The 21,701-nt window shown below is 45.0% G+C and carries 17 protein-coding genes and 1 tRNA gene; 3 read left to right on the top strand and 15 right to left on the bottom strand.

Annotated elements, in window-relative coordinates:
* Positions 1 to 24: 24 nt before the first annotated feature.
* Positions 25 to 1,938 carry a sensor histidine kinase KdpD gene (locus tag DW205_RS15115; protein WP_121963117.1) on the bottom strand — a complete coding sequence of 638 codons (1,914 nt, stop codon included), beginning with the start codon at positions 1,936 to 1,938 and terminating at the stop codon, positions 25 to 27.
* Between the two features lie 258 nt (positions 1,939 to 2,196).
* The gene (locus tag DW205_RS15110; protein ID WP_005868508.1) at positions 2,197 to 4,818 is read right to left on the bottom strand and encodes a valine--tRNA ligase; all 2,622 of its coding nucleotides are present in this window, start codon (positions 4,816 to 4,818) and stop codon (positions 2,197 to 2,199) included.
* A gap of 367 nt (positions 4,819 to 5,185) precedes the next feature.
* Here DW205_RS15110 and DW205_RS15105 point away from each other — a divergent pair, with 367 nt between their 5' ends.
* The 3 genes from DW205_RS15105 to mazG all read left to right on the top strand — a co-directional run bounded on the left by DW205_RS15105 (position 5,186) and on the right by mazG (position 9,066).
* Positions 5,186 to 6,100 (top strand): RluA family pseudouridine synthase, encoded by a 915-nt coding sequence (locus DW205_RS15105; RefSeq protein WP_005868506.1) that lies wholly within the window; start codon positions 5,186 to 5,188, stop codon positions 6,098 to 6,100.
* Positions 6,101 to 6,122: 22 nt separating this feature from the next.
* Complete coding sequence (locus DW205_RS15100; protein ID WP_005868503.1) at positions 6,123 to 8,210, top strand: cytochrome c biogenesis protein CcdA; 2,088 nt, start codon at positions 6,123 to 6,125, stop codon at positions 8,208 to 8,210.
* Positions 8,211 to 8,280: 70 nt separating this feature from the next.
* On the top strand, positions 8,281 to 9,066 hold the full coding sequence (mazG, locus tag DW205_RS15095) for a nucleoside triphosphate pyrophosphohydrolase (RefSeq protein ID WP_005858781.1): 786 nt from the start codon (positions 8,281 to 8,283) through the stop codon (positions 9,064 to 9,066).
* Between the two features lie 110 nt (positions 9,067 to 9,176).
* Here mazG and DW205_RS15090 read toward each other — a convergent pair whose 3' ends face one another.
* From DW205_RS15090 to DW205_RS15030, 13 genes are all read right to left on the bottom strand, one after another.
* Positions 9,177 to 9,650, bottom strand: a complete 474-nt coding sequence (locus tag DW205_RS15090; protein ID WP_005858783.1) for a hypothetical protein — start codon at positions 9,648 to 9,650, stop codon at positions 9,177 to 9,179.
* Between the two features lie 46 nt (positions 9,651 to 9,696).
* Complete coding sequence (locus DW205_RS15085) at positions 9,697 to 10,089, bottom strand: hypothetical protein (RefSeq protein ID WP_005868500.1); 393 nt, start codon at positions 10,087 to 10,089, stop codon at positions 9,697 to 9,699.
* 47 nt (positions 10,090 to 10,136) lie between these two features.
* Positions 10,137 to 10,688 carry an RNA polymerase sigma factor gene (locus DW205_RS15080; protein WP_008777938.1) on the bottom strand — a complete coding sequence of 184 codons (552 nt, stop codon included), beginning with the start codon at positions 10,686 to 10,688 and terminating at the stop codon, positions 10,137 to 10,139.
* An 18-nt stretch (positions 10,689 to 10,706) separates the two neighbouring features.
* Positions 10,707 to 10,790: transfer RNA gene (locus tag DW205_RS15075), tRNA-Leu, on the bottom strand.
* A gap of 143 nt (positions 10,791 to 10,933) precedes the next feature.
* A complete protein-coding gene (gene groL, locus DW205_RS15070; protein WP_005858786.1) occupies positions 10,934 to 12,574 on the bottom strand; it encodes a chaperonin GroEL in 1,641 nt (546 codons plus the stop codon).
* Between the two features lie 40 nt (positions 12,575 to 12,614).
* A complete protein-coding gene (locus DW205_RS15065) occupies positions 12,615 to 12,884 on the bottom strand; it encodes a co-chaperone GroES (RefSeq protein ID WP_005858788.1) in 270 nt (89 codons plus the stop codon).
* 188 nt (positions 12,885 to 13,072) lie between these two features.
* Entirely contained in the window at positions 13,073 to 14,503 is a 1,431-nt protein-coding gene (locus DW205_RS15060; protein ID WP_005868497.1) for a glycoside hydrolase family 30 beta sandwich domain-containing protein, read from the bottom strand.
* Positions 14,504 to 14,637: 134 nt separating this feature from the next.
* Complete coding sequence (hisS, locus tag DW205_RS15055; protein WP_005868495.1) at positions 14,638 to 15,993, bottom strand: histidine--tRNA ligase; 1,356 nt, start codon at positions 15,991 to 15,993, stop codon at positions 14,638 to 14,640.
* Between the two features lie 175 nt (positions 15,994 to 16,168).
* Positions 16,169 to 16,855: a zinc metallopeptidase gene (locus tag DW205_RS15050; RefSeq protein ID WP_005868492.1), complete on the bottom strand. Its 687-nt coding sequence runs from the start codon at positions 16,853 to 16,855 to the stop codon at positions 16,169 to 16,171.
* Positions 16,856 to 16,975: 120 nt separating this feature from the next.
* Positions 16,976 to 18,247, bottom strand: a complete 1,272-nt coding sequence (locus DW205_RS15045; protein ID WP_005858796.1) for an adenylosuccinate synthase — start codon at positions 18,245 to 18,247, stop codon at positions 16,976 to 16,978.
* Positions 18,248 to 18,280: 33 nt separating this feature from the next.
* Positions 18,281 to 18,742 carry a Fur family transcriptional regulator gene (locus DW205_RS15040; RefSeq protein WP_005858797.1) on the bottom strand — a complete coding sequence of 154 codons (462 nt, stop codon included), beginning with the start codon at positions 18,740 to 18,742 and terminating at the stop codon, positions 18,281 to 18,283.
* A 55-nt stretch (positions 18,743 to 18,797) separates the two neighbouring features.
* Positions 18,798 to 19,493 (bottom strand): DNA alkylation repair protein, encoded by a 696-nt coding sequence (locus DW205_RS15035; protein ID WP_005858799.1) that lies wholly within the window; start codon positions 19,491 to 19,493, stop codon positions 18,798 to 18,800.
* 3 nt (positions 19,494 to 19,496) lie between these two features.
* A complete protein-coding gene (locus DW205_RS15030; protein ID WP_008777937.1) occupies positions 19,497 to 21,557 on the bottom strand; it encodes a dihydrofolate reductase in 2,061 nt (686 codons plus the stop codon).
* Positions 21,558 to 21,701 lie beyond the last annotated feature (144 nt).

The following is a 21,701-nucleotide window of genomic DNA, read 5'->3' as shown; positions in this document are numbered from 1 at the left end:
ACCGCAAGATTATAATAATTATCACTACGAGCTTATCCTCGGCCGTATCAATGGCAAAGTCACATAGAAGACAGAGCCTTCACCTACCCTCGAAGTAACCCGGATATTTCCACCCATCTGTTCAACCAAGCCTTGGCAAATAGCGAGCCCCAAGCCAACCCCCTTACTCCAGTTATCCAATTGCACGAAACGGCTGAATATCGTATCGATCTTATCTTCCGGTATTCCTTCTCCACTATCTTGCACGAAGAACTCCACGGATAAAGCCGATCTCTTATATCCGAAACGAATAGATCCCTCTTGTGTATGCTTGATCGCATTCGTCAACAGATTTGTCAGGATTTGAGTCAGACGATTCCGGTCAGTCTCCATAACCAGCTCCTCACAATCATATAATTCAAGCTCCACCCCCTCATGCATACGCAATAGGATCATGCTATAAATCTCTTTCATCAAGGTAGGGATATCTTGGTCCTTATAAATGAGAGGCATCGAATTTGACTCGATCTTGGATAGGTCCAGGACATCCGCGATTAACCGCTGCAACAGCTCGTTATTATTCTGGATAATGTCCGCGAACTCTTGTCTTGTTTCCCGATCCTCCTCATCAACCAATACTTGTGAGAAACCGACAATGGCATTTAATGGAGTACGTATCTCATGATTCATATTGGCAAGGAAAGCCGATTTCAGACGATCGGCTTCCTCCGCCTTATCTTTTGCCTGTTTCAATTGCAATCCATATTTATGCCGTGAATAAGAAATATACCCCAAAGAGCAACAAACCAGCAACAATAGAACAAGCCCTCCACCCATCACCAATAATTTCGTACGTGAATGAGCCGCCTCCAATTCCATCTTCTTATTTGCCAATTCCAATTTATCCACGTCATGACGAGCTCGTAAATTCGCTAAATCATTATAAAATGCAGCATTAGTCACTGAATCCTTCAAACTGATATACTCGCGATACGCATCCGCAGCCTCCATTCCATGGCCTGAATTATAGCATATTATGGCCTTATCCTTCATCAATCCCAATACGGATACCGCCCTCTTACGTTGTAAGCAATAATCAATTAACTCATTAGCCAATGCTTTCCCCCGCTCATAATCGCCCGATATCCGATAATAGAGTAAACGGATATTAGAAATCGAGAGATATTCATCCCTCATGTTACAGTCTTTAACCAACTTCTCTGCACGAACTAGAAGGTAAGATGTGAGGGCGACATCTTTCTTATCAATACCCAGCAAGGCGTAACTACGGTGATAGAGGTATTTAACATAATATAAAGGAGTATCTTCGTCTAATTCCTCTATTCCTTTTTCTTCGCATTCCACGATATACTCTTTCAATTTCTTTAAATAAAACAGTCTCTTCGATGCTTGGATATTTTCATTTTGTAAATGCCGGATAACGGTAATCCTTTTGGCCAATGGGGAATCCCTTTTCTCCATATCCAGGAAAACCTCCTCATACAAGGCGATTCCCTCCGCGTCAAATCCCGTACTGAAGTAAAAATCCGCCAGGGCTTGATTCGCCATATCGATACCATCCGGAAAATCAAGTTCGCTGGATAGATCTTTCAATGCCTGTACATTCTCTAGCACCCTTTCCTTCTCGCCATTACTCGATAAAGCGTAAATATACCATCCCTTAACTCGGCAAAGATCCTCATAACGTTTTTGGGCTAAATAAATAGGCTCGGCTTTCTTTATGAAAAAATGCATACTGTCTATATTCCGGGAATAATAATACCGGATGATCTGGAACAAAGCGTTGCCTTTATAAGTATCATCCTTACTCAACTCCGCCTCCTTGAGCAATCTATCCGCATAATATTTATAATCCAGCCCTTGTCCTTTATCACTAGCAAGTTCATCCAACTTCACAAGCCTGTCACCCGAAGGCATTTTTGCCAGCACACATTCCATGCTATCGATATCAGTGGCCGCAGTAGCTACAAATATTGGGGTAAGAGATAAATATATTATTAACAGTATGTTTCGCATTTAAAGTTTACAAAATAGACATCAATTAGTTAATGTGTGGCAAGTTAGTAAAATTTAGACAACGGCGTATCATTATTTACAAGTTTAATATTATAATTTTCAACTCAATCAACAAAAAAGCCTATATCAATCAAAGAAAGATTGATATAGGCTCTTATTTCAAAGAAACAGCTGTTCTCTTTATTTTGTCAAGGCGGCGATACTTTCCTCGATAGACTTAATCTTCGATTCGGCATCGGCCTGCTTTTTCTTCTCCATCTCGATTACTTTCGCCGGGGCTTTGCTTACGAAATTCTCATTGCCTAATTTCTTCATGACAGAAGTCAAGAAACCTTTTTGGTATTTCAATTCTTCTTGAAGCTTAGCCAACTCTTCTTCCACATTGATCAGATTGCCTAAAGGTACGGCATATTCAGTCGTACGTACCAAGAACGATACAGCGCCGGCCGCTTTCTCCTCTACCTTGGAGATGGAAGAGAGGTTACACATCTTAGCGATCACAGCGTTGAATGCCTCATTGTGCTCACCCACGATCTGCAATTCCAGCGCATCCTTATTCGGTATATTCTTTTGCAAACGAATTGTACGGACACCGCCAACGATCTCTTTCACGATCTCGAAAGCATCCAAATAAGCGCTATCCGCAACAGCTACTTCCGGCATTTGGGCAACCATCAAGCTCTCACCTTCCTTACGAGGCTCAAGGGCTTGCCATAATTCCTCGGTAATAAACGGCATGAAAGGATGAAGCAAACGAAGCAAGGCATCGAAGAAACCGAGTGTAGCCTCATAAGTAGCCTTGTCGATCGGCTGCTGATACCCCGGTTTTACCATCTCCAGATACCATGAGGAGAACTCATCCCAGAACAATTTATAGACAGCCATCATCGCCTCGCTCAGACGATATTTACTGAAAGAATCGTCTACCTCGGCGATTGTCTTATCCAGCTGCATCTTGAACCATTTCACGGCGATAGCGGAAGCCTCCGGCTGGGCGATCGTATCGTCTACCGTCCAGCCCTTCACCAAGCGGAAAGCGTTCCATATCTTATTATTGAAGTTACGTCCTTGCTCGCACAAAGCATCATCGAAAGGAATATCATTTCCGGCAGGAGCCGCGAGCATCAAGCCCATACGTACGCCGTCCGCACCGTATTGCTCGATCAATTGCAACGGATCGGGAGAGTTTCCTAAAGATTTGGACATCTTACGTCCCAGCTTATCGCGAACGATACCCGTAAAGTAAACGCTCTTAAACGGCATTTTCCCTCTGTACTCATAGCCGGCCATAATCATACGGGCTACCCAGAAGAAAATAATATCCGGTCCGGTTACCAAATCACTGGTCGGATAGTAATAATTGATTTCCTCATTATCCGGGTTATTGATACCGTCGAACAGGGAGATCGGCCACAGCCAAGAAGAGAACCAAGTGTCCAATACGTCCTCGTCCTGACGCAAATCAGACATGGTCAGATTCGGGTTACCGCATTTCTCTTTCGCCAGTTCCAAAGCTTTCTCTTCCGTCTCGGCTACCACGTAACCGCCTTCCGGCAAGAAGTAAGCCGGGATACGGTGCCCCCACCAAAGCTGACGGCTGATACACCAGTCCTTGATATTCTCCATCCAATGGCGATAGGTATTCTTGAATTTCGGCGGATAGAACTTGATATCGTCGTTCATGACCGGCTCCAAGGCGATCTGGGCTAGATGTTCCATCTTCAAGAACCATTGCATAGACAATTTCGGTTCGATAGGCACGTTCGTACGCTCCGAGAAACCCACCTTGTTCTCGTAAGCCTCTACCTTCTCCAAAAGGTCAGCGTTACGCAAGTCTTCCTCGATTTGCTTGCGGACATCAAAACGATCCATGCCCACGTACAGGCCAGCGGCCTCGCTCAGCGTACCGTTATCGTTGAATATATCGATAGAAGGCAAATTATATTTCTCGCCCAACATATAGTCGTTTACATCGTGTGCCGGGGTCACTTTCAAACAGCCCGTACCGAACTCTATATCTACGTAATCATCCTCGATCACCGGAATCTCACGGCCTACCAGCGGAACGATCACTTTCTTTCCTCTCAGATGTTGGTTCTTCGGGTCGTTCGGGTTGATACACATCGCCGTATCTCCCATAATCGTCTCCGGACGGGTAGTGGCGACAATGGCGTATCCCTCCTCGCCTACGATCTTATAGCGAAGATAGTACAACTTACTATGCTCTTCCTTATAGATAACCTCCTCATCGGACAGGGCCGTCAACGCCTTCGGGTCCCAATTCACCATACGGACACCCCGGTAGATCAAACCTTTCTTATATAGATCGACAAAAACCTTGATAACGCTCTCCGAACGTTTCTCGTCCATCGTGAACGCCGTACGATCCCAATCGCAGGAAGCACCCAATTTACGAAGCTGCTTCAAGATAATGCCGCCATGCTCTTCTTTCCATTCCCAAGCATGCCGCAAAAACTCGTCGCGAGTCAGATCGGTCTTCTTGATTCCTTGCCCAGCCAAACGATTCACCACTTTCGCCTCCGTTGCGATCGAAGCATGGTCCGTACCCGGTACCCAACAAGCGTTCTTACCCATCATACGGGCACGGCGAACCAAGATATCTTGGATCGTATTGTTAAGCATATGTCCCATGTGCAATACGCCGGTGACGTTAGGGGGCGGGATTACAATCGTATACGGCTCACGGCCGTCTGGCTTTGACTTAAAGAAGCCGTTATCCAACCAATACTGATACCACTTCCCCTCTACTTCAGCGGGATTGTACTTACTAGCGATTTCCATATTTTTATAACTAATTAGTCTTTACACATTTCTCGATCCGCGAAAGTACAAAAAATATAGACAAAAAACGCTGAGCATCGGGAAATATAGTCGGCCGAGACAATAGGCATTCCCTGTCGGACACGCCACTATTCTACAAACCACGACGTGGTTTATACAGACCAAGCCGTGGATTGTACAGATCACGACGTGATTTATAAGGACCACGCCACTATTTTGAAAATAGAGTGAATGGCAATTACTTTTACATCCGGGGATTTGAAGGTTTATTCCTATAACAAGCAAACTATTTATAACGGTTTTTCTATTCCGCGCTATTGCAGTTTCGCGTAAATGCCTGTATCTTCGCGTACTATAAAAAATAGATATGAGAAAGCGATCTGAGTATAAAGGAGGGGATAATCGACGTAAACCCTCTAAAGAACGACGGGTAACGGTGGGTGAAAGTAACACTTTGCTACCTTTCCTGTTCGAGTTATTAAAAGAACAGAGCCGTTCATCCGTGAAAGGATTATTGAGCAGGGGACAGATCTCGGTAAACGGGAAAGTCACCCGGCAGTTCGATGCCCCGCTGAACCCTAACGATACGGTCGGAATCAACTATGGAAGAGGGAAGGTGGAATTCAACAACCCGTTACTTAGAATTGTTTGGGAAGACGACGACCTCATCGTGATCAACAAGCGGGAAGGTTTGCTATCCGTATCTACCGATCGTATCAAGGAGCGTACGGCCTACCGTATACTGAGCGATTACGTGAAAGAATGCGACCCTCGCAACAAGATATTCGTCTTGCACCGTCTGGACCGAGACACATCGGGTATCATGATGTTCGCCAAGAACCAGAAGGTAAAAGAGCAACTACAGTCCAACTGGAGCGAGGCTATCACGCAACGGACCTACGTGGCCGTGATAGAGGGACGACCGGAGAAAGACACGGATTTGATCGTATCCAACCTCGTGGAGAACAAGCATATGCAAGTGTACGTGACACAAGATGGTGACGGGAAGGAAGCGATCACACGCTACCGCCTCCTGCAAACGAACAATCGCTATTCGCTCGTGGAACTCGATCTGGAGACGGGACGCAAGAACCAAATCCGTGCGCAGATGCAATCCATCGGCCATCCGATAGCCGGAGACTCTAAATACGGGGCGGAGACAAATCCCGCCGGACGCTTGATGCTCCATGCCCGCAGGCTCTGTTTCATCCACCCGGTAACAGGCGAGGAGATGCGCTTCGAGACACGGATCCCGGAGAAATTCACATCGACAGCAAAGTAATCTATCAATAAAGGACAAAACAATGAAGAAGCTCATCAGTTCAATCATGCTGGCGCTAATAGCGCTGGTAGCGCAGGCACAAATACTTACGCCTGTCAAATGGAAAATTAAACTAGACGACAAGGGGGGCGCACCCGAGAAAGAGATCGTCTTTACCGCCACGGCGGACAAAGGTTGGCACCTGTATGACATGAACCTGCCGGAAGGAGGTCCTGTATCTACATCTTTCACATTCGAGACATTGAATGGAGCTGAACTGATTGGCCAACCGGTTCCTTCTGTAAAGCCGACCACGGTTTACGACGAGCAATTCGCCATGAACCTTCGTTGGTATCCGGGTACGGTATCGTTCATCCAAAAACTAAAGGTTACCGATCCCGCTAAATTCAAGGTAGAGGGCGAGGTGGAATTTATGGCTTGTAATGACGAGACTTGCCTTCCCCCAGATCAAATACCTTTCTCTTTCGATAAGAAAAGTATCCATGTAGATCCAGCTCTGGCAGCTAATAGCTCGACTACAGAGGTGGATAAAGAGGACGCCACGACCGTACAGCCGGATACGCAGGTCGTAGCGGAAGATGCTAGCGAGTTGAACACTCCGGACCCTACCGCTAAAGAGACACCGGCTACGACATCTCCTAAAGCATCCGACAGCTTAACCGACAGCCCGAATCTTTGGTCTCCGGTGATCGACCAATTGAAAGCGTTCGGTGATTCTACGGTATCGGCGGCAGATACCTCTTGGTTATTCATCTTCTTCGCAGGTTTCTTAGGTGGTTTGATCGCCTTATTGACTCCTTGCGTTTGGCCGATGATCCCTATGACGGTTAGCTTCTTCCTGAAACGTACGAAAGATCGTAAGAAAGCGATTCGCGACGCTATCACCTATGGATTATCTATTATCGTAATCTATTTGGTTATGGGCTTGTTGATTACCGGCATCTTCGGAGCGAGTGCATTGAATGATTTATCAACGAACGCGATCTTTAATATCCTGTTCTTCTTGCTGTTGGTAGTATTCGCAGTCTCCTTCTTCGGAGCCTTCGAGCTGGTATTACCTGCGTCATGGACCAGTAAATTGGATAGCAAGGCCGATTCAACGACCGGTATATTGAGTATTTTCTTTATGTCGTTTACGTTGGTATTGGTATCTTTCTCTTGTACGGGTCCGATTATCGGAACCTTGTTGGTACAGGCAGCTTCTATGGGTACGGCGGTAGGACCGGCTATCGGTATGTTCGGTTTCGCCTTGGCTTTATCCATCCCGTTCAGCGTCTTCGCCATCTTCCCGAATATGCTGCAAAGTATGCCGAAATCCGGCGGATGGTTGAATTCAGTGAAGGTCGTATTGGGCTTCTTGGAGTTGGCATTGGCTTTGAAGTTCCTTTCCGTAGCGGACTTAGCGTATGGTTGGCGTTTACTAGACCGTGAGGCTTTTATCGTGCTTTGGATCGTGATCTTCAGCTTATTGGGTGTTTATTTATTAGGAAAGATCAAGTTTAGCCATGATAGCGAAGTAAAATATGTATCTGTTCCTCGTCTGTTTATGGCGATTATCTCTTTCGCTTTCGCCATTTACATGGTTCCGGGACTTTGGGGCGCTCCGTTAAAGGCGATCAGCGCATTCGCTCCCCCGTTGTATACACAAGATTTCAATCTATACAAAAACGAGGTACACGCCGCATTCGACGATTATGAATCCGGTATGGCTTATGCCAAGAAGGTAAATAAACCCGTCATGATCGACTTCTCCGGTTTCGGTTGCGTAAACTGCCGTAAGATGGAGGCTTCCGTTTGGACGGATCCTAAGGTGAAGCAAATGCTAGAAAATGATTACGTGCTAATCACTCTCATGGTAGACGATAAAACGAAACTCCCGCAACCCATCGAGATCCAAGAGAACGGAAAGACTCGTAAGTTGAAGACGATCGGTGATAAATGGAGTTATTTGCAACGAAGCAAGTTCGGTTCTAACGCCCAGCCATTCTACATCTTATTGAATGACGAGGGACAGCCGCTCGGACCTTCATACGCATTCAATGAGGATGTTTCCAAATACATCCAGTTCCTTCAAAACGGATTGAAAGAATTCAAGAAAGAACAACAATAAAACACATACAGAGGGCAGGGTAGAACCCGGCCCTCTTTCTTTTACAATCATTATCGAATAAGTAAATAATATGGCAACTAGAGAAGAGAAGATGGAAGCCTTCGGGCAATTACTCGACATTCTGGATGAATTACGAGTAAAATGCCCATGGGATCGTAAACAGACAAACGAGAGCCTCCGCACGAATACGATCGAGGAAACCTATGAATTATGCGAGGCCCTGATGCGTGAGGATAACACAAACATAAAAAAGGAATTAGGAGACCTGTTATTGCACATCGTCTTTTACTCCAAGATCGGCGAGGAAAAAGAAGCTTTCGATATCAAGGATGTCTGCGACAGCCTTTGCCAGAAACTGATTTACCGCCATCCACACGTATTCGGAGATACCTCCGCCGATACCGCCCAAAAGGTAGAGCAAAGCTGGGAGCAGCTTAAATTAAAAGAAAAGGGGGGTAACAAAACCGTGCTGGAAGGTGTTCCCGCTTCCCTCCCATCCGTAGTAAAAGCGCATCGTATCCAAGATAAGGCCCGTAACGTAGGTTTCGACTGGGAACAACGGGATCAAGTATGGGATAAGGTACAGGAGGAATTTAATGAGTTGAAAACCGAGATAGACAGGATGGACGCAGATAAGATGGAAGCTGAGTTCGGAGATCTCTTCTTTAGCTTGATCAACGCTGCCCGCCTATACAAAATAAATCCGGACAACGCATTGGAACGCACGAACCAGAAGTTTATCCGCCGTTTTAATTATCTGGAGGAACATACGATCCAAGAAGGTCGTTCCTTGAAAGATATGACATTGGAGGAAATGGACCAACTATGGAATGAGGCCAAGGCCAAAGGCTTATAAAGCTAGGATAAGGGCAAAACAAAAGGGGAACCGACATCACGTCGCCACCCCTCCCTTAACTTAAACGCCAAAACTAAATCTAAACAAAAAACACAAATAATGATAATATTTTACTTTTTCTGTTTTTCTTCCTTCTTGTTGTCCCGACCACTCTTCATAAAATTCCGGACAAACTTATATTCCGCATTTCGGTACTTATAGACCTTTTCGGGAGAAAGTATCTTCTTGAATCTCTCAAAATACTCTTTTTCCAACTGTGCCTCTTTTATCTCAACATCCAGACATTCGTCTATCACTTTGTTATAATCAGCATCTGTCGGATTCTCCTTATGTCGAATTTCTTTTGATAACTTACGACATTCACGACCTACCTCAAATTTTTTCTGTCGCAACTCATTGCATAAAGGAATAAATTGTGCAGCTTCCTCAGGTGTAAGGCCAACTTCAGCCGTAATAAAAGCATTCCGCCTTGCTTCGAATGCTTCTCTATCAAAATGTCTTTGCTCTTTCTTCTCTTGTGCCGTAGCATTGAAAGAGAGTAGAACCGAAATCGCTACAAATGTAATGAAAAATATTTTATTCATACAAGTATTATTACAAAAATCTTCGATAAAATTACTATTTTAAACTTTATTCAGAATAGGAAAGTTCCTCATCTAAGAGATAATTGGCGTACTGAACTTCCAAATACTCCAAATACTCCTCATCTTCTTCCGCTTCAATAGCGTCTAAAGCCGTTGTCGGGACTTCCGTCCGGACCAGTAAAGAATCAGACGCAGTACTACCATCGGAACCGTTTATTCCCACGATAGCCTTGAAAAACAAACCAAGACCAGCGAATACCGCAGCCATGTACAACCACGGACGAACACGATCCATCAAGGAAATCCGTTTCGCCCTCTCCTCCTGCTTCTCGGGGAGCTGACTCATGATCCGCTCCGTAAGCCCTTCCATATACCCTTCCGGTACAGTGAAAGGATTAGTTCCTTTCAAGCGATCTAGGTTGTTTTCTTCTTTTTTCATACTTTTTCTCTTTTTATATTGCTTTGACAGCGATTCGGGCAAAAGGTTTAAACCTCTTTTGTTAAAAACTCCTCGATTTTTTTCACCGCATGATGATACGAGGCCTTCAAAGCCCCGACAGAGGTACCTAGTATCTCGGACATCTCCTCGTACTTCATCTCCTCGTTATACTTCATATTGAAAACCAAGCGTTGTTTCTCCGGCAAGGTAAGAATAGCGTTTTGCAATCTTACCTGTATCTCGTCACCATCGAAGTATTCATCACCTTTCAAACGATCCAGCAAAAAGGTATCCGCATCGTCGATAGATACGTTATTCATATTTCGCTGTTTATTCAGGAAAGTAATGCACTCGTTGATCGCGATCTTATAAAGCCATGTAGATAATTTGGCCTCACCACGAAAAAGCTCGATGTTCGTCCAAGCTTTCAAAAATGTATTTTGGAGTAAGTCGTTCGCATCCTCATGATCCAGTACCATCTTTCGTATATGCCAATACAACTTCTCGCCATACAAGCTTACGACCTTGGCAAAGGCCTCACGTTGTCGGGCCGGGTCCCGGAGCTGTACTACAATTTCGTCTTCTGTATAGGATTGCATTTTTTCTATTTTGGGAAGTGCCCAGAACAGGACTCGAACCTGCACGATCGCAAAACCACTCGCACCTGAAACGAGCGCGTCTACCAATTCCGCCACCTGGGCTTTTTTTAATCATTCTGAAGCGCAACCTATCGGTATTGCGCATACAAAGGTAATCGTTTTTTCCAATTAGCAAGCAAATGAAAATAAAAAAAGCGACCGTCCCTTCCGGAACGGCCGCCCATATCATTAATCACGGGAGTCGATTACATCATACCACCCATTCCGCCGCCCATACCCGGATTCATCGGAGGCATAGCAGGAGTCTCTTCTTTTTTCTCAGCGATCACGCACTCAGTAGTCAAGAACATACCTGCGATAGAAGCAGCGTTCTCCAATGCTACGCGAGTTACCTTAGCTGGGTCGATTACACCAGCCTCGCACAAATTCTCGAAACAGTCCTTACGAGCGTTGTAACCGAAGTCGCCCTTGCCTTCCTTCACTTTCTGAACGATAACGGCACCTTCCTTACCAGCGTTAGCTACGATCTGGCGAAGCGGCTCCTCGATAGCGCGCTTAACGATCTCGATACCTGTAGTCTCGTCCTCGTTGTCGCCCTTCATACCTTCCAATGCATCGATAGCACGGATATAGGCAACACCACCACCGGGCACCGTACCTTCTTCGATAGCGGCACGAGTTGCGTGTAATGCGTCATCCACACGGTCTTTCTTCTCTTTCATCTCAACCTCAGAAGGAGCACCTACGTAAAGAACAGCTACACCGCCGGCCATCTTAGCCAAACGCTCTTGCAATTTCTCTTTATCATAATCAGATGTCGTATTCTCCATCTGGATCTTGATCTGGCCGATACGAGCTTGGATAGCCTCCTTGTCACCAGCACCATTTACAATGGTAGTGGTATCTTTGTCTACCGTGATCTTCTCAGCGGTACCTAGCATATCCATTGTAGCACCTTCCAATTTCAAACCTTTCTCCTCAGAGATAACCGTACCGCCTGTCAATACAGCGATATCTTCCAACATAGCCTTACGACGGTCGCCGAAGCCCGGAGCCTTAACAGCGCAGATCTTCAAGGAACCACGCAGACGATTCACTACCAATGTAGCCAAAGCCTCGCTGTCGATATCCTCAGCGATGATCAAAAGAGGACGTCCGCTCTGTACGGTCGGCTCAAGGATAGGAAGAAGGTCTTTTAATACGGAGATCTTCTTGTCATAGATCAAGATATACGGATTCTCCATCTGGCACTCCATCTTCTCTGTATCCGTTACGAAGTACGGAGAGATATAACCGCGGTCGAACTGCATACCCTCAACTACGTCAACTGTAGTTTCAGTACCTTTAGCTTCCTCAACCGTGATAACACCTTCAGTCTTCACACGTTGCATAGCCTCCGCGATCAACTTACCGATAGCCTCGTCACCATTTGCGGAGATCTTCGCTACATGCTCGATCTTCTCGAACTTATCACCTACAGCCTCAGCTTGGTTAGCGATGCTCTCTACAACCTTAGCGACAGCCTTGTCGATACCACGTTTCAAATCCATCGGGTTCGCTCCGGCAGTAACGTTCTTTAAACCGACACCAATGATAGACTGAGCCAAAACCGTAGCTGTAGTCGTACCGTCACCGGCGTTATCGTTTGTCTTGGAAGCCACTTCCTTAACTAATTGAGCACCCATGTTCTCGAACGGGCAAGTCAACTCAACTTCTTTAGCAACCGTTACACCATCTTTCGTGATGTGAGGAGCTCCGAATTTCTTCTCGATAATTACGTTACGACCTTTCGGGCCTAATGTTACCTTAACAGCATTAGCCAACTCATCCACACCTTTCTTCAAAAGGTCGCGGGCATCCATATCGTATTTAATCTCTTTTGCCATGATTGTATCTCTTTTTAATATTGTTGTTTATAAAAATGAATTAGATAATAGCTAAAACGTCTGCTTGGCGCATGATCAAGTATTTCTCACCGTCTAGTTCGATTTCCGTACCTGCATACTTACCATACAATACGTTATCACCAACCTTTACAACCATCTCCTCGTCTTTCGTTCCGTTACCTACGGCTACAATCTCACCCTTTAAAGGTTTTTCCTTTGCTGAGTCAGGAATAATAATTCCACCTAATGTTTTCTCTTCCGCAGCGGCCGGCTTAATCAGCACGCGGTCTGCTAATGGTCTAATGTTCATTTTCTTGGTATTTTAAATGTTAATAATATTACTTTTTTAGTTATGAACTTTATGTTCACGCCTAAGCCTATGCGAATAGTGTGCCAAACGAATTCACCCGGGTTCGACTGACAATATTTCGGACGAAATGGACAAATATCCGAAGAGATAACTGACAACTTGTCTTTTTGCATCTCTCAAAAGGATAATCAATCGACCAGCAGCGTATTCATGGAATATGCTTTTACGATCGGAGTATAGACTCGATCGCCGATGCGAATGGAAAGAGAATGATCATCACTGGTCTCATTGGCGATAATCAAGGCGATACTGTTATCCGGGTTACGGAATGCCAGCAGATTCGTATAAGCTCCTTCCGTTTCTAATTTATACGCACCGGGCTGGACATAATGGCTGACATGTTTCATCACGTAGTATTCCGGAGTATATCGATAGCTCTTGGTTTGCGGATCTACGACAACCAATGAGTTTTGCTCCCATCCCCAACGACTGATCCCTCCATTTTCCAAAGATATATTCCAATACATATAGGCAGAAACGCCATTATCCAGAAAATGTCGCATCAACCCCCAAGAATACATGGCACCCTTCCAATCGTTCTTGCCATCTCCACATTCTTGCTCGGTTTGGTAAAGCTTCAACCCGGGATAACGTTTGTGGATTCCGGTGATAGCTCCCTTCCCCGCCCATTGGAAACCGACACCTTTTACATATTTACCACTAACAGGATCTGTCAATACCGTATCAACAAGCGACTCATTCGCACGTTCCATCGTGCCGAACATAATTTCCACTCCTTGAACCTGCATGGCCGGCCCGAGATAATTACCGATAAAATTAGCCAAAGAAGCCGATGTCCAACAACAACTCGGGAATATTTGCGCAGAGTTGAACTCGTTTTGGGGCATTACGGCAAAGATTGGAATTCCTTGTTTCTTATAGGCCTCGATAAATTTAGAGAAATAGAGGGCATAGGCTTTCAGGTAAAGAGGGTCTTGGATAAACATATCCGTACCTTCATGGCCGACCTTATCGGCCGGCAAACCATTTCGATACTTCTCGTCATAATTCTCACCCGTATAGGCAGAGGCATAGTGTTTGTTATATTTCATCCAAGCGGGAGGGCACCACGGAGAAGCCCACAAGCGTAAATCTGGTTGATACTTTTGGGCGTTCTTGATAAAAGGGATCAAGGTTTGTTGGTCATTGGCGATGGTAAAATGTTCCATCGTGAAATCACCATCTACCTCGTCATACGAATACCAATCACGGGAGAAATCATTTGCTCCTACAGGCATCCGGCAAATCGTGAAGTTGGCTCCGACTCCGGGGAAGAAAAGCTCTTCCATGATTTCCTCACGTACACTTGGCTCCAGCTTACTCAAGGAAAGCCAACCTAATTCATTAAAACAGGCTCCGAAACCATCAATTTGTTGTTGATGCTTTTCTGTTAGAATTGTTATATCAATATTAGGTATCGTATCCGCAAGGGCGGAGATCAGATCGGGTTGCTCAGCCCAAGGGGTATTCTCGGTTGTCGTTACCCACTCGGCACGGGGGGTGAAAGAGCAGGAAGAAAAGTATAAAGATATTGAGAGTATAAAAACAGGTATTTTCATGGTCGTTTCATTAATTTATAAGTTTAGAACCATTTGAACACGGACTACACGGATGACACGGAACACACGGTATTAGTATTTATCCGTGTGTTCCGTGTCATCCGTGTAGTCCGTGTTCCATAATCCACTATTCTCTAAAAGCGTTCTATCAACTCCTCGATAGTCACAAGGGTTTGCTCACCCGTGAGCATATTCTTTAAGTTGATTTTATTCTCGGCCATCTCATTCTCTCCGACTATCGCGACGAACGGGATTTTCTTAGCGTCCGCATATCCCATTTGCTTTTTCATCTTAGCAGGCTCCGGATATAGCTCCGTACGAATACCGGCCTTGCGAACCTTAGCGATCAGCGGCAATAAATGAATCTCCTCTTTCTGTCCGAAGTTCACGAATAGAAGCTGTGTAGTCTTCAAAGACCCTTCCGGATATAAATCCAATTGGTTCAATACATCAAAGATACGATCAGCGCCGAAAGAGAAACCGACACCAGATACGCCTTCCATGCCAAATACCCCTGTCAGGTTGTCATAGCGACCACCACCTGTGATACTACCGATCTGTACGTCCAAGGCTTTCACCTCGAAAATCGCACCTGTATAATAGTTTAAGCCACGAGCCAATGTCAGATCAAGCTCTAATTCCGCACGGATTGGCGTATGAGAGATGCGCTCCAAGATAAAATCCAATTCGGCTACACCTTTCAAACCAGTCTCAGACGCAGATAATACCTCTTTCAAGGTAGCGATCTTTTCTTGATTTGAACCCTGCAACATAATGATTGGCTGCAAACGTTCGATCGCTTCTTCGGGCAACCCCTTAGAACGAAGCTCTTCATTCACATTGTCCAAGCCAATCTTATCCAATTTGTCGATAGCTACCGTAATATCTACGATCTTATCCGCCTCGCCTATGATTTCGGCAATACCGGAAAGGATCTTACGATTGTTCATCTTGATACACACACGAATGCCAAAGCGATGGAACACCTCGTCCATAATCTGGATCAGCTCCACCTCATTGATCAAGGAATCAGACCCCACAACGTCGCCATCACATTGGTAGAACTCCCGGTAACGTCCCTTTTGCGGACGATCTGCACGCCAAACCGGTTGGATCTGGTAACGTTTGAACGGAAAACTGATCTCATTACGATGTTGTACCACGTAACGAGCGAACGGAACGGTCAAATCATAACGCAAGCCTTTCTCACAAGCCTTAGCAGCAAATCTCAACGGGTTCTTTTCCATTAACTCCTCATCTGAGATGCCCGCGAAACAATCTCCGGAATTCAATATCTTGAAAAGGAGCTTATCCCCTTCCTCACCATATTTCCCCATCAATGTAGAAAGGTTTTCCATGGCAGGAGTCTCTATTTGCTGGAAGCCATACAAGTGAAATACTTCACGGATCGTGTTGAATATATAATTACGTTTCGCCATTTCCTCCGGCGAAAAATCCCGGGTACCTTTGGGTATGGAAGGTTTTTGCATGATCTTATGTTTTAAATGATTATTCTGTCCGCAAAGGTAATGTTTTTGCTCGAAATAAATAAGAAAATAACAATGCCCACTGTAAGGAGCTTACAATCGCAGTTATAAGCATCTTACAATGGGCATTCTAACATCTTTATAATGGGCATTCGAGGAAAGCCTCCTCCGAGACTTATCAATCCCTGCTTCTTCCCCCCAAGAATATCATTATATAATATAATAATGTAGCAAGCGAACCTAACGCTGCGACCACGTACGTATAAGCGGCGGAACGTAAAGCGTCCTCTGCCTTATCATGCGTATAAGCATTTGTTATACCGGCATTGCTCAACCACGCTAAAGCACGTTGGCTGGCATTGATCTCGACCGGAAGCGTGATAAAGCTAAATAGCGTAGTCGTAGCGAACAAGATTATACCGAATAACAATAGCTGAGGAAACGTATGCAATAATAACATACCACCCAGCAACACCCATGTCATGATATTAGAGGCGAAACTAACAACCGGAACCAAAGCCGAACGCATCCGTAACGGAGCGTAAGCGGTAGCATGCTGCACGGCGTGACCGCACTCATGGGCGGCAACCGCAGCGGCGGCGATACTATTGCTATAATAAACCGACTCACTCAAGTTCACCGTCTGGTTAGCGGGATTGTAATGGTCCGTCAGATGTCCGGGTGTAGAAATCACCTTTACATCATAGATACCATTGTCATGCAACATCTTCTCAGCGACATCTTTTCCTGTCATGCCATTCGGCATAGGGATTTTCGAATACTTCTCAAACTTGCCCTGAAGGCGGGATGACACCAGCCAACTCAATAGCGCAAATCCAATAAATATAATCCAATACATACTCATAAATTTCTATCTTATTTAGTTTTATAAAACAACGACAAAAAGTTTGCCAAAGACAAAAATGGCAGGAGACACCCCTTGAGGAATGTGGTCTTCTGCCATTTTGTACGATTTATAACGAGTTTATTCTTCTGTATATCTGACAATCGTCTGTTCACGATCCGGTCCTACGGAAACGATCTTCACAGGCACACCCAGTTCTTCCTCCAAGAAAGAAAGGTAAGCGTTGAACTCCTCCGGGAACTCGTCCTCGCTCTGCATCTTCGTCATGTCCGTCTTCCAACCCGGTAACTCCACGTATACAGGTTCGATCGTATCATCGATCTCATACGGGAACTCATTAGTCTCGACACCATTCATCTTATAAGCCACGCAAGCCTTGATCGTATCGAAGGTATCCAACACATCACTCTTCATCATGATCAATTGGCTTACACCGTTGATCATCACGGCATATTTCAAGGCTACCAAATCAATCCAGCCACAACGACGTTTACGTCCCGTAACCGCACCGAACTCATGGCCTAATTGACCGATCTTATCTCCCACCTCATCAAACAACTCGGTCGGGAACGGACCGCTACCTACACGTGTACAATAAGCCTTGAAGATTCCATATACCTCACCGATATTCCGGGGAGAAACCCCCAGTCCCGTACAACATCCGGCACAGATCGTGTTAGAGGAAGTCACGAATGGATAAGAACCGAAGTCTATATCCAGCATCGTACCTTGAGCGCCTTCCGCCAAGACCGACTTACCTTCCTTCAAATAGTTATTGATGACATGCTCGCTATCAATCAATTTGAATTGTTTGAGGTAGTTCAAGGCCTCCATCCATTGAGCCTCCATCTCGGTTATATCATATTCATAGTTCAATGAACGCAAGATCGCTTCATGTTTTGCTTTAGCGGCCGCATATTTCTCTTCGAAGTTATGCAATAAATCGCCCACACGAACACCGTTACGGCTAATCTTATCCGTATAAGTCGGGCCGATACCCTTTCCTGTCGTACCGATCTTTCCGGAACCTTTTGCGGCCTCATAAGCGGCATCCAAGATCCGGTGAGTAGGTAAAATTAGGTGAGCTTTCTTAGAGATATAAAGCTGCTTGGTGATATCGTGACCACTCGCTGCCAATGATTCCGCTTCCTGCTTGAACAATAACGGGTCCAGAACGACACCGTTACCGATTACGTTTATTTTTCCACCTTGGAAAATACCGGAAGGAATCGAACGTAACACATACTTTTCCCCGTTAAACTCCAATGTATGTCCGGCATTAGGGCCTCCTTGAAAACGAGTTACCACATCGTAATTCGGAGTCAGCACATCGACAACCTTGCCTTTGCCCTCGTCGCCCCATTGCAATCCTAACAAAACGTCTACTTTCATCTTTTCTATATTTATTATAGGCTATTAATATTCTTATTTAACTGACCTTTGCTGCTTAAACTTGCATTTACTGCACAGGCCATAAATGTACAAACAATAATACTCCGGCGTAAAACGAGAGACTTTCAAGTTTCTCATATCCGCTTTCAACGCACTATTTCGCAGCTCCCGCATGGTCCCGCATCTCGTACAAACCAAATGCAAATGCGTATCAGCATAAATCCTCAACTCATATTGCACCGACTGGACGGTTATTTGATGACGCACCACCAAACCGGCATCAACCAGTACATCCAACGTATTATAGAGTGTTGCCTTACTGACATGGAAGTTGTCTTGCTCCAACCGATCCGAAAGCATACACACATCAAAATGACCGGGAAAAGCACATATCTCCTTGAATATAGCATATCTCTCCTCGGTTTTCCGCAGTTTCTTCTCCGTTAGATATTCGGTAAACAACGCACGTATTTCCGTATAAACTTTCGCTTCCATCTCCTAAAGACCGCACAAACGACAAAGTTAGCGCATTTATTTTAAACGCAAAGCCTTACCGATAATATTCAAACTCGAATTTTAATTCATTATAGATTTCTTGTAATTCCGGCGTGTTTCCCGCAGCCTCCTGAAATTCCTTGAAACCGTCTAGGATCCTTTCCGCATTCCCCTCGGATTGACGCCCATAAAACTTCATGGCTTGAATAGACGCTTGTTTCTCTTTCAGCGTAGATTTAAAATCCTTAGTCTCCGCTAGACTACTTAAGGTTTCTGCCAAGAAAGATCCTAAAACCACAGAAGATAAGCTGCCACCTCGCTTGAAATTCTCGGCCCAAGTAAGAAAGGCGACCGTGCGAGCGAACTCATTTTTCTTATCAGCAACCAGATCAGACGTGAAGTCCTCCATATAAGGCAGATGAACGAACAAGTTCCGGCAACAATGCTCCGCGATCTCTAAATAAGGAATCTCCTTGACCCAACGTTTCGCCTCATCCAAAGGCAACGTCTCGGCGGGTTGGAGAAAGGTCGCCAATATCTTAAACTCACGGATGTCTTCTTTCCATAAAGCCGCCGCTAGCTCTCCATTCGGTTTATGCTTACGGGCGATTCCCTTTATTTCGGGGTACGGAACCCCGAAATTTAACTTATATACGATACCTTTCTCACGCATACTCGTAGAAATCACCCCGTTCATCGCCAAACGAAGTTCCTTACGGATCTCCCTTATCTCGTCTTGTAAACTTTCCATCTATTAATTATTATAAGTCGGCAAGAAAGAATAATCACGGCCATAACGAAGCATCTGATCTGTATAACCTTCCGTGTAGTCCAAGACAATATCAGTAACCTCACCGTTAGAGTTCTTTACCTCTTTCATCACAGGATTGACAAAACCTTTATAGGGAGCCAAGTTTAACTTAGCATAGCGCTCCAAGACCTCCGCATGCAGCTCCGGATCTACTTTCACGCCGTATCCTTCAACAAGATTCTTTCCGGCCGCATAGTCACCCTCACTCTTGATACGTTGAATCTCAGCAAGCAATGTCCCAAACAACTCACGTAACCTCGGATAGTCATTCACAACCACATAGGTCTTGCCATCCCGTTTTTTCAGTTCGATCACATTCGCTTCCTTCCCTTTCTCGTAAGCCCACTTAGCGATCAACTGACGGTTACGCATATGCGCCTCTTCTACATTCTTGCCTAGCTCGATGCGAACCAACTGGGTCATCAAGCCATTCATTATATATTTATAGTATTCCGATTTATAAGCCTCGCCGTCCGGAAGCAATCCCAGTTCCACCAGCTTTGGATCTGCCAAATAATACAGGCCAAACAAATCCGCACGGGTTTCCTCCAGTGTAGAGCTATAGGCTTTCAGCGCATCCGGGTCCGTATTTTCCAGCAATTTACCGGAACCATGTCCCAGACACTCATGTAAATCCGTATGTAGATTATCCGTTAAGAAACCGTACTGCCTCATACCGTTCCGCTCCACGTCACTCCAAACAAACTCTTCGCTAAAGCCATTTCCTTGAGACGCCTTATCATAAGCCTCCGTGATATTCTCTATCGTAACAGACTTCGAGCCATGATCCCTACGAATCCAATCCGCATTTGGCAAATTGATACCGATCGGGGTAGCCGGATAGCAATCACCTCCCAACATAGATACCGTGATTACCTTAGCGCTAACTCCTTTCACCTTCTCTTTCTTGAAACGCTTATCTACCGGAGAATGATCCTCAAACCATTGCGCATTATCACTGATGATTTTTGTACGCTTAGTCGCCTCCTTATTCGTAAAATTCACGGTAGACTCCCAGCTTGCTTTCATTCCTAACGGATCCCCATAAGTCTCGATAAAGCCATTCACAAAATCCACCTCCGAAGCTGTATCCTCTACCCAAAGGATCGAATAAGCATCGAAAGTCTTCAAATCGCCCGTTTGATAATATTCGATCAATTTCCCGATGATCGCTTTCTGCGTATCATTCTCGGCGAAAGGCAAGGCTTGTCGCAATTGATCTACGATTTTTTCTATCGCGGCGGAATAAAGCCCTCCTACTTTCCAAACCTTTTCAACGACCGTACCGTTCTCTTTTACCAAACGGCTATTCAACCCGTAAGAAATCGGGGAAATGGTATCCTTTCCCATTTTCATTTGCGCATAGAAGTCCTCTACCTCTTTTTGACTGATGCCTCCCCCGTAATAATTATTAGAAGAAGCTTTGATCAGATCACCGTCACCGCTTTGTACGCTACGCTTTGGCATAACGCCCGGATCAAAGATTACCGGAGCGATCTCGATCATGAATTGATCCACGTTTTGATTCTCACGAAGAGGTAACTTCTTAGCGTCGATTTGGTGAATACAATCCATCAAGAACTCAGGAGAAAACCCCGGGGCAAACTTGTCCAACGCATAATGATGATGGATACCACTGGAGAACCACACCCGTTTCAAATAGGTTTCCAAAGCCTTGAATTGAGGGTCCTCCCGATCTCCCTTATAATTCGTATAAATAGCCTCCAATGTCCTGCGGATCGCCAGATTATAGCGTCCATTCTGATCGAAGAATATATCACGTCCCATCAAGGCCGCTTCGGAAAGATGATATAATAGTTGCTTTTGTCGCAAGGACAGGGATTCGAAACCCGGAACTTTATAACGAAGAATCTCCAGATCAGCGAACTGATCCACTACATAATTGAACTCCTTATCGGAATTTTGAGATGCCGTATCCGACTGTTGGCCTGTACAAGCCGTCATAACCATAGCTGTCATAAGCGATAACATTATTTCTTTCATACTTACTACGATTTGCTTTTCCTATAATATATTACATCTAAAGTACATAGTTTGAAGGCCCGCATTCCAATAAGGGCCAACTGCAAAGATAGAGAATATACAGTCAATATCAAAGGTTTGAGATTTTTTCTCTACTTTTGTAAG

Source organism: Parabacteroides sp. AM17-47 (genome assembly GCF_003434625.1).
Classification (GTDB): domain Bacteria; phylum Bacteroidota; class Bacteroidia; order Bacteroidales; family Tannerellaceae; genus Parabacteroides; species Parabacteroides distasonis.
This window is presented reverse-complemented; position numbering and strand designations above follow the sequence as displayed.

Coding starts and splice junctions, on each gene's coding strand:
- DW205_RS15115 (WP_121963117.1), bottom strand. CDS start 1,938: ATGGAATGTGTGCTGGCAAAAATGCCTTCGGGTGACAGGCTTGTGAAG.
- DW205_RS15110 (WP_005868508.1), bottom strand. CDS start 4,818: ATGGAAATCGCTAGTAAGTACAATCCCGCTGAAGTAGAGGGGAAGTGG.
- DW205_RS15105 (WP_005868506.1), top strand. CDS start 5,186: ATGAGAAAGCGATCTGAGTATAAAGGAGGGGATAATCGACGTAAACCC.
- DW205_RS15100 (WP_005868503.1), top strand. CDS start 6,123: ATGAAGAAGCTCATCAGTTCAATCATGCTGGCGCTAATAGCGCTGGTA.
- mazG (WP_005858781.1), top strand. CDS start 8,281: ATGGCAACTAGAGAAGAGAAGATGGAAGCCTTCGGGCAATTACTCGAC.
- DW205_RS15090 (WP_005858783.1), bottom strand. CDS start 9,650: ATGAATAAAATATTTTTCATTACATTTGTAGCGATTTCGGTTCTACTC.
- DW205_RS15085 (WP_005868500.1), bottom strand. CDS start 10,089: ATGAAAAAAGAAGAAAACAACCTAGATCGCTTGAAAGGAACTAATCCT.
- DW205_RS15080 (WP_008777938.1), bottom strand. CDS start 10,688: ATGCAATCCTATACAGAAGACGAAATTGTAGTACAGCTCCGGGACCCG.
- groL (WP_005858786.1), bottom strand. CDS start 12,574: ATGGCAAAAGAGATTAAATACGATATGGATGCCCGCGACCTTTTGAAG.
- DW205_RS15065 (WP_005858788.1), bottom strand. CDS start 12,884: ATGAACATTAGACCATTAGCAGACCGCGTGCTGATTAAGCCGGCCGCT.
- DW205_RS15060 (WP_005868497.1), bottom strand. CDS start 14,503: ATGAAAATACCTGTTTTTATACTCTCAATATCTTTATACTTTTCTTCC.
- hisS (WP_005868495.1), bottom strand. CDS start 15,993: ATGCAAAAACCTTCCATACCCAAAGGTACCCGGGATTTTTCGCCGGAG.
- DW205_RS15050 (WP_005868492.1), bottom strand. CDS start 16,855: ATGAGTATGTATTGGATTATATTTATTGGATTTGCGCTATTGAGTTGG.
- DW205_RS15045 (WP_005858796.1), bottom strand. CDS start 18,247: ATGAAAGTAGACGTTTTGTTAGGATTGCAATGGGGCGACGAGGGCAAA.
- DW205_RS15040 (WP_005858797.1), bottom strand. CDS start 18,742: ATGGAAGCGAAAGTTTATACGGAAATACGTGCGTTGTTTACCGAATAT.
- DW205_RS15035 (WP_005858799.1), bottom strand. CDS start 19,493: ATGGAAAGTTTACAAGACGAGATAAGGGAGATCCGTAAGGAACTTCGT.
- DW205_RS15030 (WP_008777937.1), bottom strand. CDS start 21,557: ATGAAAGAAATAATGTTATCGCTTATGACAGCTATGGTTATGACGGCT.